The sequence below is a fragment of the Demequina sp. NBRC 110051 genome, from assembly GCF_002090055.1.
GTDB lineage: Bacteria > Actinomycetota > Actinomycetes > Actinomycetales > Demequinaceae > Demequina.
The window spans coordinates 105,960-119,447 of the sequence record NZ_BBRH01000012.1 but is presented as its reverse complement, the minus strand read 5'-3'; the positions used below and the strand labels follow the sequence as shown (position 1 = coordinate 119,447).

Below are 13,488 nucleotides of genomic sequence, written 5' to 3'. Positions count from 1 at the left end.
CATCGGCCATCCGACGCGGCTCGCAAGGCCCTGAAACTAGAAGTTGTCGCGCTCTCCGGCCATGTCGTAGGTATACGACGGGATGAACTCGAGGACGATGTCCTCCGCCTCGAGTCCCTCGGCCTCCATGCCCGCGTAGACCTCGTCGACATCGGGTAGCGGGGGAGTGCCCTTGACCACCACGTAGATGACGTTGTCTTCGCGGGGAGTGACCGACACGATCGCCCACCGGGTGTCCTCGGTGAGGTCCTCCAGATAGGACTGGACTGAAGCGATGCGGCCGCGGTCCTCGATTGCCTTCGCGGTCGACCACGCGAGGGGACCAGAGACGAGCAAGACGAGCGTCGCGGTGGTGAGGTAGACCCGGACACGGCGGCGCCGCTCGGCCTCCATGTCCTCGACATCGAGCAGGCGCAGCTTCGAATAGCCGTAGATGGCCATGACGATCGCGCCCGTCGCGAGGATCGCCGCGACGTTGGTGACGAACAGCAGCAGCGCGCCGAGAGCCTGCGACCATGCGCCGGACTCGAGCGTGAGTCCCACCACGCACAGCGGCGGGACCAGGGAGATCGCGATCGCGACGCCGGGAAGGGTGTCGGAGATATCCGAGCGCACCAGCGCGATCGATCCCACCACACCCGTGGCGAGCGCGGCGAAGAGGTCGATGAGGCCCGGCGAGACGCGGCCGGCGATCTGGCCGTTCGTGGAGGCGAGCATGGGTTGCACGATGAGCAGGCCCAGGAGGAAACCAACGCCTACCGCGGCGGCGGCTCCCGCGCACATGGTGGCGATCGAGCGGATGAGCTGACGGCGGTCACCCAGGACGGTGGAGAGCATGGTGCCCTGAATGGGGCGCATGAGGGGCGCGACGATCATCGCGCCGATGACGGTGGCGGTCGAATCGGCGGCGATGCCTGCCGTCGCGATCGCCGCGGCGAGGATGAGGAGTAGCCAGAAACGCGTGTACTGCGCGCGGACGCGGTCCCCTGTGAAGAGGACCGCGTCGCGCATGTAGTCGACGCTATTGAGCTTCCCTGACCAGCGAGTTTCCCGAATCAGGGAAGCCCACCCTGTCATCCGAGGAGCTTCGCCTTCGCGGCAGCGAACTCGGCGTCGCTCAGAATTCCTGCGTTCTTCATGTCGGCGAGTTTGGACAGCTGAGCCATGAGGCCGTCGCCGGCAGAGGGCGCGGGGGTGGCGGCCGGGGCAGCCTGCTGCGCGGCGAGCTGGGCCTGCATCGCGGCGAGCTGGGCTTGGTTGTCCTGCACCTGCTGCGCCTGGACCTGCTCGACGTACTGCTGCTCCTGGCGTGCCTGCGCGCGGCCGGCCTGGCGGCGCGCGACGTTGCCCGAGACCGCGGTGGCGGTGCCGGAGATCACGGCCGTGCGGGCCATGGTGCCGATGAGGCCGGGACGGCCCATCCTGCGGGGCATATCAGTTCTCCTCGTTCTCGAGGGCCTCGATCTCGGCGAGAACCTCGCTGACGACCGGGCCGGGGACACGGATGGATTCGGCGAGCTCGCCGCCGGCGGCGAACACCGCGTCGCGCAGGGGCTTCACCCACGTGTGCTCGAACACCAGGATCGCCGCGGCGCCACCCACCGGAAGGCCGGCCGCGAGCTCGTCGACGTCCTCCTCGGAGACAAGACCGTCGATGCGGTCCGCGAGGTCCGCGAGCCGCGACACCTCGGAGTCGTCGCCCACCTGGTCAAGCTCGAGGTAGTCGAGCTCATCTTCGCCGGTGCGACGCACGAACAGCCCGTCGACGATGCTGATGGTGCCGGCGTCGACGAGGGCACCCAACTCCTGGACGATCTCGCCCTTGAAGGTGCCGGACTCGAAGCCGATCACCACGATTTCGATGGGTCCCAAGGTCATGGACCGCACATCCTCTCGTTGTCTCTCGACGCACCGTCGGTGGCCGTCATGCTGAGGGTATTGCCCGGCATCGGAGCCAGCAAGATGGGCGCGCGCAAAGAAGTAGCGGACTTGTGGCCCCGGGGCTGCCGCCCGAGGGTTCGCGCGAGCGCCACGCCCGGGATCCGTGCTGGTTGAGCCGGTCAACGGCCGGATGCTAACCTGAGGGCGTTCCTCCCGGCAGACACAGGTCGCGGGTGAGGAACGATTCCCAGACTTTGAAGCGTCAGCGGACGACGGCGTACGCGCATACCCGGATGCTTTGAGGGGATCACTCGCATTCACATTCTCTAGAGCCGCCCCGGCTCGTGCGAGGGAAGGAACAGTGTGACCGACACCACCGTGGCCAGCGCGGATAACAGCGCGGCCCTCAGCGCCATGAAGCTCCCCCAGTTGCAGGCACTCGCCTCCGAGCTTGGAGTCTCCGGCGTCAAGAAGATGCGTAAGGGCGACCTCATCGAGGCCATCAAGAACGGCGGCGCCACGCCTGCCAAGGCGGCCCCCGCCCCGAAGAAGGAGCGGGCTCCCAAGGCCGATGCGGCTGCAGCGAGCGCGCCTGCCGCCCCGGCCGCTGGCTCGGCTGCCAAGCAGGCCGCCGAGGCGGCCCCCGCCGCCCAGGCGACCGAGGCATCGGCCCCCGCCGCGGCATCGGCCCCTGCAACGGAGAAGCCCGCGCAGCGTTCGCGCCGCAGCCAGTCTCAGGGCGGCCAGCCGCAGAACACCCAGCAGCAGAGCGCTCGCCAGGAAGGCGAGCCCCAGCGTCGTGACAACGACGACGACCGCTCCGAGCGTGCGCGCCGCGCCGCCGAGGCGCTCCAGCTGCCCGGCCTGGACAAGCCCGAGCAGAAGGACGGCCAGGACGACGCGCAGGGCCGCAGCGACCAGAACCGCCAGAACGATGACGATGACGAGCGCGGCGGTCGCCGCCGCCGTGGACGCGGCCGTGGCCGTGGGCGCGGACGCGAGCGCGACGAGCAGCCCGCCGGCCAGGGCGGACAGGGCAGCCCCGTCCTGCGCCAGGACGAGGACGACGTCCGCGACGATGAGGAACTGACTCCCGTCGGCGGCATCATCGACATCCTCGACAACTATGCCTTTGTGCGCACCACCGGCTACCTGTCGGGCAAGTCGGACGTGTACGTCTCGATGAACCAGGTCAAGAAGTACGGCCTGCGTAAGGGTGACGCCATCACCGGCGCCGTGCGCCCGCCCCGTCCGGGCGACCGCGGCCAGCGTCAGAAGTTCAACGCGCTCGCCCACGTCGACACCGTCAACGGTGTGACGCCCGAGGAGGCCAGGAACCGCAAGGAGTTTGGCGACCTCACCCCGCTGTACCCGCAGGAGCGCCTGCACCTCGAGACCGAGTCGCGCCTGCTGTCGACCCGTGTGATCGACATCGTTGCGCCCATCGGTAAGGGTCAGCGTGGCCTCATCGTCTCGCCGCCCAAGGCCGGCAAGACGCTGATCATGCAGAACATCGCCAACGCGATCGTGGCGAACAACCCCGAGGTCCACCTGATGGTCGTCCTCGTCGACGAGCGCCCCGAGGAGGTCACGGACTTCCAGCGCTCCGTGAAGGGTGAGGTCATCGCCTCGACCTTCGATCGTCCCGCCTCCGACCACACGCAGGTTGCCGAGCTCGCGATCGAGCGTGCCAAGCGCCTCGTGGAGCTCGGTCAGGACGTCGTGGTGCTGCTCGACGGCATCACCCGCCTGGGTCGCGCCTACAACCTGTCGGCGCCCGCGTCCGGTCGCATCCTGTCCGGCGGTGTGGACTCGGCGGCGCTGTACCCGCCCAAGAAGTTCTTCGGCGCGGCGCGCAACATCGAGAACGGCGGCTCGCTGACCATCCTCGCGACCGCGCTGGTCGACACCGGCTCCAAGATGGACGAGGTCATCTTCGAGGAGTTCAAGGGCACGGGCAACATGGAGATTCGCCTGTCGCGTCAGCTCGCCGACCGCCGTATCTTCCCGGCCGTGGACGTCAACGCGTCCGGCACGCGCCGCGAGGAGATCCTGGTCTCCAACGAGGAGCTCAAGGTCATGTGGAAGCTGCGCCGCGTGCTCACCGCGCTCGACGCTCAGGCCGCGACCGAGCTGCTGCTGGGCAAGCTGCGCGAGAACAAGTCGAACGCCGAGTTCCTGATGCAGGTCGCCAAGACCACGCCGGGCAAGGACGACCTCGAGAACGAGCTCACGACGAAGTAAGCGGAGCGCGCGGACTCTGTGGTTCGCGCGCCGCTCACCAGGGCCCCGGTGCTTCCCTTTGCGGGAGGCGCCGGGGCTCTGGTGCGTGGTGGCTCGAACGGGTCACGCGGGTCGCCAGGCCGGCCCGCGAGCCACCCGCACGGGCCACCCGCGAACCCCACCGCTGTGAGGTTTCTGAGAGCGCAAGTCAGATGTCGACAACCCCACAAACCAGGACATTTACCCTCCAACAGTGCTACTCCTATTCCCCAGGTCGTGACGATGCGACCTCCGATGGCGGCCACCGCGCCGCCGTCGAGGCGTCACGAACCAAGGCGGGCCAACCGGACCCGCCTGGCACGACGCCGGGACCACCACGAGCGGCCCTGGTGTCCGATACGCACGGAGGAATGGATGCGAAAGACCATGCTGGCGGCGACCACTGCAGCGCTCCTTGGGGGGAGCATGTTCGCCGTCCCCGCGGCCCACGCCGCGCCCAGCACCACTGCGGCTCCACCGGAGGATCCGCTCGCAAGCGAGGCGCCCCACACGGACAACATGCCCAACCCGCTCGACGAGAAGCGATCGGCGCTGCGAGAGACCGCGATCACGCAGGTCCTCAGCGGCGACTTGCAGACCGAGAAGCGCGGTGCGAGCACCGTCGCGAAGGTGGGTGAGGAGACCGTCGCGGCCACCAACCCGAACGCGCGCGGTGCCAAGGGCGGTACCAAGACGAAGGATCAGTACGTCGAACTCGAGCGCGAGGCGACGGACCGCATCTTCGTGATTCTCGCGGAGTTCGGCGACGAGCAGCTCGAGGGCATTGAGCCCGCCGAGGATGCGCAGCGCACCGAGGGCCCCCTCCACAATGAGATCCCGGCACCCGACCGCAAGGTCGACAACTCGACCGTGTGGCAGGCGGACTACTCGCAGGACCACTACCAGGACCTGTACTTCGGCGATGACGAGTCGCTGCGCGAGTATTACGAGACGCAGTCCTCGGGCCGCTACAGCGTGGACGGCACCGTGACCGACTGGGTCAAGGTCGACTACTCGCAGGCGCGCTACGGCACCGACGCGTGCGGCTCGAACGTCTGCTCGACCGTGTGGGACCTCGTGAAGGACGCCGCCAACGTCTGGTACGAGGACCAGCTCGCCCAGGGCCGCTCGGTCGAGGAGGTGAACGCTGACCTGCAGTCCTTCGACGTGTGGGACCGCTATGACTTCGACGGCGACGGCGACTTCAACGAGGCGGACGGCTACATCGACCACTTCCAGATCGTCCACGCCGGTGGAGACCAGGCCGATGGCGACCCCATCTACGGCTCGGACGCCATCTGGTCGCACCGCTGGTACGCCTTCGCGAACCAGATCGGCATGAACGGCCCCGCCACCAACCCGCTGGGCGGGACGGAGATCGGCACGTCCGGCGTGTGGATCGGTGACTACACGATCCAGCCCGAAAACGGCGGTCGCAGCGTGTTCTACCACGAGTACGGCCACGACCTGGGCCTGCCGGACGACTACAACGTGCTGTCCGGCGGCGACAACAACAACGAGCACTGGACGCTCATGGCGCAGAGCCGCCTGAACGCGAAGAGCGACGGCGGGCTCGGCGAGCGCGGCGGAGACCTCGGCGCGTGGAACAAGCTCCAGCTGGGTTGGCTCGACTACGAGTACGTCACCGCGGGCACCGAGACCACGGTCGACCTGGGCCCCGCGGAGTACAACTCCACCAAGCCCCAGTCCCTCATCGTGGGCCTTCCGCCCAAGACCGTCACGGTCGACCTGGGCGCGCCGGTCAGCGGCGAGTCGCAGTGGTACTCCGGCACGGGTGACGACCTGAGCAACACCCTCACGCGGGACCTCACGGTCCCGGCCGAGGGCGCGGCCCTGACGTTCCAAGCCCGTTACGACATCGAGACCGGCTACGACTACTTCTACGTCGAGGTCGACTCGGGCTCGGGCTACGTGCCGATCGAGGGCTCGCTCACCACGACCGAGGACATCTTCGCCACGGACGGGACGCAGGCGGAGTGGACGGACGCCACCTTTGACCTGACCGCCTTCGCGGGACAGGACGTGAGCCTGCGCCTGCGCTACATGACGGACGGCGCGGTCGCGGGCGATGACCCCGACGTGGTCGACGGCATCTTCCTCGACGACATCGCGGTCGAGGGCGTCTTCACGGACGATGCCGAAAGCGGCGACAACGGTTGGGTCGCGGACGGCTTCTCGATCGTGGGCTCCGAGTCCACCGAGGACTACCCGCACTACTACATCGCGGCGAACCGCACCTACACCTCGTACGACAAGTACCTGGAGACCGGTCCGTACTTCTTTGGCTACGGCGAGGACAAGCCCGACCTGGTGGATCACTACGCCTACCAGGAGGGACTCCTGATCTCGTATTGGGACACCTCGTACTCGGACAACGACACGTTCGCCCACCCCGGCAGCGGTCGCAACCTCTACATCGACGCCCACCCCGAGCCGTTTGCGGACGTCAACGGTGACCTGTGGAGGGCCCGTGTGCAGGTGTACGACGCCCCGTTCGGCCTCAAGCGGACCGACGGCATGACCCTGCACGTCGATGGCGTGAAGAGCAAGGTCAAGGGCCAGGCCGGCAACCCGGTGTTCGACGACACCGACCAGTACTGGTTCGAGGAGCTGCACAACCACGGCGTCAAGCTCCCCGCGACGGGTACTCAGATCGAGGTGCTGAAGAGCAAGGGTACGTCGATGACGGTCGCGGTCTCGTAGCCGCCGCTTCCTAGGAGCCACTGAGTGCCCGGAATCCGCAGATACTGGGCACTCAGTGGCTCCCGTCGCGCACAGGGCAAGGCAACAGCAGGCGGCCGATGCCGTTGCTGGCTTGGTTGCCCGCCGTGCCTGACGTCACACGCGGCTCGCCACCCCTTGACACCCGTGGCACAATAGAACGCTGGCCGTCCGGTTCACCGACCGCGAAGTACGCGCAAGGACCCGGAGGCACTCTTAAGGGAGATCATGAAGAAGGACATCCACCCCGAGTACGTGGCCACCACTGTCACGTGCACCTGCGGCAACACGTTCGAGACCAACTCGACCGTGAAGTCCGGCGCCATCAACGTCGAGGTCTGCTCGGCTTGCCACCCGTTCTACACCGGCAAGCAGAAGATCATGGACACCGGTGGCCGCGTCGCGCGCTTCCAGAAGCGCTACGGCAACCAGAAGTAACCCGAAGCTTTACACGACGACGACGTGGCCGAAGCCTTCGCAGCAGTCCAGCCCCTGCTGGACGAGTACACCGATATCGAGCGTCAGCTCGCCGACCCCTCCATCCACGCGGATGCCGGGAAGTCGCGCACGCTGGGCCGTCGGTTTGCGGAGCTCGGCCGCGTCGTCGCCGCGCATCGGGCCTGGGAGACAGCCCAGGACGACCTCGAGGCGGCCAGGGAAATGTCCGATGCGGACCCCGACTTCGCCGCCGAGGTCCCCGCTCTCGAGACGACGGCAGAGCAGGCCACCGAGACCTTGCGCCGCATTCTTATCCCGCGCGACCCCGACGACGCCCGCGACGTGATCCTCGAGATCAAGTCCGGCGAGGGCGGCGAGGAGTCTGCGCTGTTCGCTGGCGACCTGCTCAAGATGTACCTCAAGTACGCGGAGTCCAAGGGCTGGAAGGCCGAGATCCTCGAGGCCACCGAGACCGACATGGGCGGCTACAAGGACCTGTCCGTCGCCGTGAAGGCGCGCGGCTCCGTGGAGCCCGAGGACGGCGTGTGGGCCCACCTCAAGTACGAGGGCGGCGTGCACCGCGTCCAGCGCGTGCCCGCGACCGAATCGCAGGGCCGCATTCACACCTCCGCCGCGGGCGTGCTCGTGTACCCCGAGGCCGAAGAGGTCGAGGACGTCGAGCTCGACATGAACGACGTGCGCGTCGACGTGTATCGCTCGTCTGGCCCCGGCGGCCAGTCGGTCAACACCACCGACTCCGCCGTGCGCCTCACGCACCTTCCCACGGGCATCGTGGTGAGCTGCCAAAACGAGAAGAGCCAGCTCCAGAACAAGGAGTCGGCCATGCGCATCCTGCGTGCCCGCCTGCTCGCCGCCCAGAAGGAGGCGGCGGAGGCCGAGGCCCAGGACATGCGCAAGTCGCAGGTGCGCACCGTCGACCGTTCGGAGCGCATCCGCACCTACAATTTCCCCGAGAACCGCATTGCCGACCATCGCACCGGGTACAAGGCCTACAACCTTGACCACGTCTTGGCAGGAGACCTCCAGCCCGTGATCCAGTCAGCCATCGATGCCGACGAGGCCGCCCGCCTCGCCGCTCACGAGGCGTAATTGCCTTCCGTCGGGGCACGTCTCAAAGAGATCACCCGTCGTCTGGCCGATGCCGGTGTTCCCTCTCCGGAGGCCGATGCCGTGGCCCTCATGGCGCACACCTTCAAGTGGGAGCCGGGGGACGTCCGTACGGCTGCCGCGCGTGACGACCACTGGCCTCTTGACCCCCTGGACCACGACCTCCTCGAGGCGCGCGTGGCCCGCCGCGTGAGCCGCGAGCCGCTGCAGCACATCACGGGCAAGGCGTTCTTCCGCAACATCGACCTCCAGGTGGGTGCCGGCGTGTTCGTGCCCCGGCCCGAGACGGAGATCGTCGCCCAGGCCGCGATCGACGCGGCCCGCGCCGCAACCCCTGGCAAGGACGGCAAGGTGCGCGTGACGGACCTGTGCGCCGGCTCGGGCGCCATCGGTCTGTCGATCGCCGACGAGGTGCCGAACGCCGAGGTCTCCATGGTCGAGGCCTCCGAAGGTGCCCTGGTCTACCTGCGGATCAACGCGCGCGGCATGCGCGCCGACGTGCGCGAGCGCACCCGCACGCTTCTGGGCGACGCCAAGCGCTGTCTGCACCTGTTCGAGGGCTGCGCGGACGTCGTCGTCAGCAACCCGCCGTACATTCCACCGGACGGTGTGCCCCGCGACGTTGAGGTACGCGAATACGATCCGCCCGAGGCGCTGTACGGCATGGGTGAGGACGGGCTGGACCTGCCGCGCGCGATCATCGACGAGGCCGCGCGACTGCTGCGCGTGGGCGGCACGCTCATCATGGAGCACGCAGAGAACCAGGGCGCGGCCCTGAGGGCTCACTGCGAGCGTTCCGAGTTCTGGGACGGTGGGCGCACCGAGCAGGACCTCACGGGACGCGACCGCATGCTCATCGTGACTCGCGTGGGAGTCTGAGACACTACCTCTCGTGATCTACCCGTGCTCCGACCCCGCCACCTGGGGTCCCAGCCTCGACGCCGCCGTCGACGCGGTCAGTCGCGGCGCCGTCATCGTCCTTCCCACCGACACCGTCTATGGCGTGGGTGCCGACGCGTTTAACGCCGATGCCGTGGCGGCGGTGCTCGCGGCCAAGGGCCGGGGGCGGCAGATGCCGCCGCCCGTGCTGATTCCCGACGCACGCACGGTCGACGGACTGGGCTACGAGGTGCCGGCCTCGGCCCGCGCGCTCATGGAGGCCTGCTGGCCGGGCGCGCTCACCGTGATCGTCCAGGCGCAGCCGTCGCTCGCGTGGGACCTGGGGGACACGCACGGGACCGTCGCGCTGCGCATGCCTGATCACCCCGCGGCGCTGGCGCTGCTGAAGCGCACCGGCCCCCTGGCCGTGACGAGCGCGAACAAGACCGGGCAACCCGCGGCGACCACGGCATCGGATGCCCTCGAGCAGTTGGGCGACGCCGTCGCGGTCTACCTGGACGGCGGCGACGCGCCGCTCGGCACGGCGTCGACCATCGTCGACGCGACGGATCCCGAGGGCCTCAGGGTGGTACGCGACGGCGGCATCAGCCGCGAGCGCCTCGTCGAGATTGCGGGCGCGGACGCCTTCGCGCCAGAGCCCGACGCCCAGGAGTCCGACGGGTGAAGGTCTACCTCACGCTTCTGGTGATCGCGGCGCTTGTCACATACGCCACGACACCGGCGATGAGGCACCTCGCGGCGCGCGTGGGAGCCGTCACGGCGGTGCGCGAGCGCGACGTTCACAAGGTGCCCATCGCGCGCCTGGGCGGCGTCGCGATCTTCCTTGGCCTGGCCGGTGCGATCGCCCTGTCGAGCAACATCCCGTTCCTCGAGCCGGTGTTCGAGACCTCGTCGGGCGCCTGGAGCGTGCTCGCCGGCGCGGGTCTCGTGTGCCTGCTCGGGCTCGCCGATGACATCTGGGACCTGGACTGGATGGCCAAGCTCGCGGGCCAGGTCCTCGCGGCACTCGTCATGGCGTGGGGCGGCGTGCAGCTGGTGTCGGTGCCGATCTTCGGCCTCACCATCGGCAGCTCGTACCTCTCACTCGCGGCAACGGTGATCGTCGTCGTGGTGGCCATGAACGCGGTGAACTTCGTCGACGGCCTGGATGGCCTTGCCGCCGGTGTCATCGCGATCGGTGGCGCCGCATTCCTCACGTACACGTACGTGCTCGCGCGCTCCGCGTCGCCAGGTGACTACTCCTCGCTCGCGTCGCTCGTGCTTGCCGCTCTCGTGGGGGCGTGCCTGGGCTTCCTGCCGCACAACCTGCACCCCGCACGCATCTTCATGGGCGACTCGGGATCCATGGTGCTGGGCCTCGTCATCGCGGGCGCGGCGATCATCGTGACCGGCCAGATCGACCCCGAGGTGGTCTCGCAGCGCGAGCGCATCCCCGCCTTCATCCCGATCGTGTTGCCGCTCATGGTGGTCGCGGTGCCCTTGATCGACATGACGGCGGCCGTGATCCGGCGCACCCTCAAGGGTCAAAGCCCGTTCATGCCCGATGCCCACCACCTGCACCACGTGCTGCTGCGCGCAGGGCATTCCCACCGCTGGGCCGTGTCGGTGCTGTACCTGTGGACCTTCGTGTTGTCGTTCGGCACCGTGTCGATCGTGTTCCTGCCGCTGGGCGCCGCGCTCGTGCTCGCGGGAGTGGGGCTCACCGTCGCCTTCATCGTGACGTTCTCCCCGCCGCTGAGGCGCCGCCTGTCGCGCGGCTGGCGAGCGGCCGGCAGGGGAGTGAAGCCGCTTCAGCGGCTCACGCCCGAGGGTCGCCACGACCGCGAGACGGACGAGGACAACCCCGCCACGGCATCGGCCGCCCCTCACCCCAAGACTCAGGAGACATCGTGAACGAGGAATCGCTCACCTACCGCCGCGCCCTGCGCGTCACCGCCATCGTCATCGCTGCGCTCGCGGTGATTGCCGCCCCTGTGGGGCTTCTTGTCGCAGGCGGCGCGGGCCTCGTCGCGGCAGAGATCGGCGTGCTGGTCGCGGCCCTCGCGGGTCTCACCACCCAGATCGCGATGGTCATCGCGCACGACAAGCCCGCGCACGTCATGGCGGGCTACGTGGGCGGCTCTTGGCTCGCGAAAATGCTCATCATCGTGATCGCGCTGATTGTGCTTCAGGGCATCGACGGATTCCACAAGGTGCTGTTCGCGGCGTTCTGTGTGGGCGGCGTCCTCGCCACGCTTGTGGTTGACTTTTGGGTGATCCGTTCCGCACGCATCCCGTATGTCGACGGGCGGTCGAAGTAGGACGTTTCATGCGTTAGGATTCCTACGCATCACGGTCCCCGGCGTGCTCGGCAGCCCCGCCCGCGCGTGCTCCACAACACCAGGAGATAATTCTGTGGCGAATCTGGCCCTGGCTGCGGCGATGACTGCCGCGACCGAGACCTCGTCCGATGCCGAGTCGTCGACCGGCTTCTTCGGATGGCTCTTCGGCTCCGACGGCTTTCACGCCCCGACGGTGGACGAGTTCTACCCGCCGGCCCTCCTGTTCGAGGGCACCCTCTTCGAGTTCAACCGCATCGAGCTCGCGCGCGTCATCGCGGCCGTCGTGCTCATGCTGCTGGTGTGGCTCGTCGTGCGTAACGCCAAGCTCGTCCCCGGCCGCGGCCAGGGCGCCTTCGAGTTCATGCTCGACTTCGTACGCACCCAGATCGTCGAGCAGGTGATGAGCAAGGAAAACGCCAAGCGCTTCCTGCCGTTCCTCACCACGCTGTTCTTCGCGATTCTCGCCTTCAACCTCACCGGCGTGATCCCGCTGATCAACATCGCGGGCACCTCCCTGATCGGTCTGCCGATCATCATGGCGGTCTGGGTCTACGTGCTCTACCTAGGCGTGGGCATCAAGCAGCACGGACTGGGCGGCTACCTCAAGTTGTCGCTTTTCCCGGCTGGCGTGCCCAAGGGCATCTACGTCCTGCTGACCCCCATCGAGTTCCTGCAGGTGTTCATCCTCAGGCCCGCCACGCTCGCGCTGCGACTCGCCGCGAACATGATGGCCGGCCACCTGCTGCTGGTGCTGTGCTTCGCCGCCACCCAGTACTTCTTCTTCGAGGCCGCCGGATTCATGAAGTCCATGGGTGCGGTCACCTTCGTCGCAGGCTTCGCCTTCACGCTCTTCGAGATCTTCGTCGCGGCGCTGCAGGCTTACGTGTTCGTCATGCTGTCGTCCGTGTACATCAACATGGCGATCGAGGAAGAGCACTAAAAACTCACCCCCCAAGAAGACGTGCACGCCTCACGGGAGGCGCGCATCCAACGGAAGGAAACACAGTGGACACCACCACTCTCGCCGAGGTCTCGGGCAACGTCGCGACCATCGGTTACGGCCTCGCCGCGACCGGCCCCGGCATCGGCCTGGGCATCCTGATCGGTAAGACCATCGAGGGCATGTCGCGTCAGCCCGAGGTCGCCGGCCAGCTGCGCGCCACCATGTTCATCGGTGTCGCGTTCGTCGAGGTGCTCGCGCTCCTGGGCCTGGTCACCGGCTTCCTCTTCACCTAAGCCATGACCGTCCTCAACCAGTTGGTCGTCGCGGCCGAGGAGCACGGGGAAAGCTCTGCCAACCCCCTGATCCCGGCCCCGTACGACATCCTGTGGTCGGCGATCATCTTCGTGATCATCGTCGTCGTGTTCATGAAGGTGCTGCTGCCCAAGATGCAGGCGGTGCTGGATGAGCGCGCCGAGCTGATCGAGGGTGGGCTGAAGAAGGCCGAAGAGGCGCAGTCCGAGGCAGCAGCGGCGCTCGAGGAGTACACCGCTCAGCTGACCGAGGCCCGTGCCGAGGCCGCGCGCATCCGCGAGGATGCCCGAGCCGAGGCCACCGCGATCGTCGCCGACAGCCGCACGTCGGCCTCTGGCGATGCCCAGCGCATTGTCGAGACCGCCCACAAGCAGATCGAGGCCGAGCGCCAGCAGGCGATCGTGTCGCTGCGCACCGAGGTCGGCGCGCTCGCGACCGAACTCGCATCGCGCATCGTGGGCGAATCGCTCGCCGACGACGCACGTCAGCAGCGCATCATCGACAGCTTCCTGGACGACCTCGAGTCTCAGGTGGACAGCAAGCAGAAGGCGGAGGGATAAG

Annotated in this window: 14 protein-coding genes; 11 read left to right on the top strand and 3 right to left on the bottom strand. The window is 67.9% G+C overall.

The genetic code is table 11. The annotated features are described in order from the left end of the window. Nucleotides 1-36: 36 nt before the first annotated feature. From B7K20_RS07125 to B7K20_RS07115, 3 genes are all read right to left on the bottom strand, one after another. A complete protein-coding gene (locus B7K20_RS07125) occupies nt 37-1,011 on the bottom strand; it encodes a TIGR00341 family protein (RefSeq protein WP_200809042.1) in 975 nt (324 codons plus the stop codon). 62 nt (nt 1,012-1,073) lie between these two features. Then, nucleotides 1,074-1,433 carry an SHOCT domain-containing protein gene (locus tag B7K20_RS07120; protein WP_084101830.1) on the bottom strand — a complete coding sequence of 120 codons (360 nt, stop codon included), beginning with the start codon at nt 1,431-1,433 and terminating at the stop codon, nt 1,074-1,076. Between the two features lies 1 nt (nt 1,434). Next, complete coding sequence (locus tag B7K20_RS07115; protein ID WP_084101829.1) at nt 1,435-1,878, bottom strand: DUF6325 family protein; 444 nt, start codon at nt 1,876-1,878, stop codon at nt 1,435-1,437. Nucleotides 1,879-2,244: 366 nt separating this feature from the next. On the opposite strand from B7K20_RS07115, the gene rho reads away from it, so the two are divergent. The 11 genes from rho (at nt 2,245) to B7K20_RS07060 (ending at nt 13,487) form a co-directional block, all read left to right on the top strand. Beyond that, complete coding sequence (rho, locus tag B7K20_RS07110) at nt 2,245-4,125, top strand: transcription termination factor Rho (RefSeq protein WP_255372759.1); 1,881 nt, start codon at nt 2,245-2,247, stop codon at nt 4,123-4,125. 444 nt (nt 4,126-4,569) lie between these two features. Then, nucleotides 4,570-6,867: an immune inhibitor A domain-containing protein gene (locus B7K20_RS07105; protein ID WP_144018582.1), complete on the top strand. Its 2,298-nt coding sequence runs from the start codon at nt 4,570-4,572 to the stop codon at nt 6,865-6,867. A gap of 246 nt (nt 6,868-7,113) precedes the next feature. Next, nucleotides 7,114-7,323, top strand: coding sequence for a 50S ribosomal protein L31 (gene rpmE / locus B7K20_RS07100; RefSeq protein WP_084101827.1), 210 nt, complete (start codon nt 7,114-7,116; stop codon nt 7,321-7,323). 24 nt (nt 7,324-7,347) lie between these two features. Continuing rightward, nucleotides 7,348-8,433 (top strand): peptide chain release factor 1, encoded by a 1,086-nt coding sequence (prfA, locus tag B7K20_RS07095; protein ID WP_084101826.1) that lies wholly within the window; start codon nt 7,348-7,350, stop codon nt 8,431-8,433. Beyond that, nucleotides 8,434-9,330, top strand: a complete 897-nt coding sequence (gene prmC, locus B7K20_RS07090) for a peptide chain release factor N(5)-glutamine methyltransferase (protein ID WP_234985750.1) — start codon at nt 8,434-8,436, stop codon at nt 9,328-9,330. 16 nt (nt 9,331-9,346) lie between these two features. Further along, a complete protein-coding gene (locus B7K20_RS07085; RefSeq protein ID WP_084101905.1) occupies nt 9,347-10,015 on the top strand; it encodes an L-threonylcarbamoyladenylate synthase in 669 nt (222 codons plus the stop codon). Further along, nucleotides 10,012-11,244 (top strand): MraY family glycosyltransferase, encoded by a 1,233-nt coding sequence (locus tag B7K20_RS07080; protein WP_084101825.1) that lies wholly within the window; start codon nt 10,012-10,014, stop codon nt 11,242-11,244. The genes B7K20_RS07085 and B7K20_RS07080 overlap by 4 nt, the downstream gene beginning before the upstream one ends. Continuing rightward, nucleotides 11,241-11,651, top strand: coding sequence for a hypothetical protein (locus tag B7K20_RS07075; RefSeq protein ID WP_084101824.1), 411 nt, complete (start codon nt 11,241-11,243; stop codon nt 11,649-11,651). Before B7K20_RS07080 ends, B7K20_RS07075 begins: the two co-directional genes overlap by 4 nt. Before the next feature lie 94 nt (nt 11,652-11,745). Continuing rightward, nucleotides 11,746-12,612, top strand: a complete 867-nt coding sequence (gene atpB / locus B7K20_RS07070) for a F0F1 ATP synthase subunit A (RefSeq protein WP_234985749.1) — start codon at nt 11,746-11,748, stop codon at nt 12,610-12,612. A 65-nt stretch (nt 12,613-12,677) separates the two neighbouring features. After that, on the top strand, nt 12,678-12,908 hold the full coding sequence (gene atpE / locus B7K20_RS07065) for an ATP synthase F0 subunit C (RefSeq protein WP_084101823.1): 231 nt from the start codon (nt 12,678-12,680) through the stop codon (nt 12,906-12,908). Between the two features lie 3 nt (nt 12,909-12,911). Next, nucleotides 12,912-13,487 (top strand): F0F1 ATP synthase subunit B, encoded by a 576-nt coding sequence (locus tag B7K20_RS07060; RefSeq protein WP_084101822.1) that lies wholly within the window; start codon nt 12,912-12,914, stop codon nt 13,485-13,487. Nucleotide 13,488: the final 1 nt, after the last annotated feature.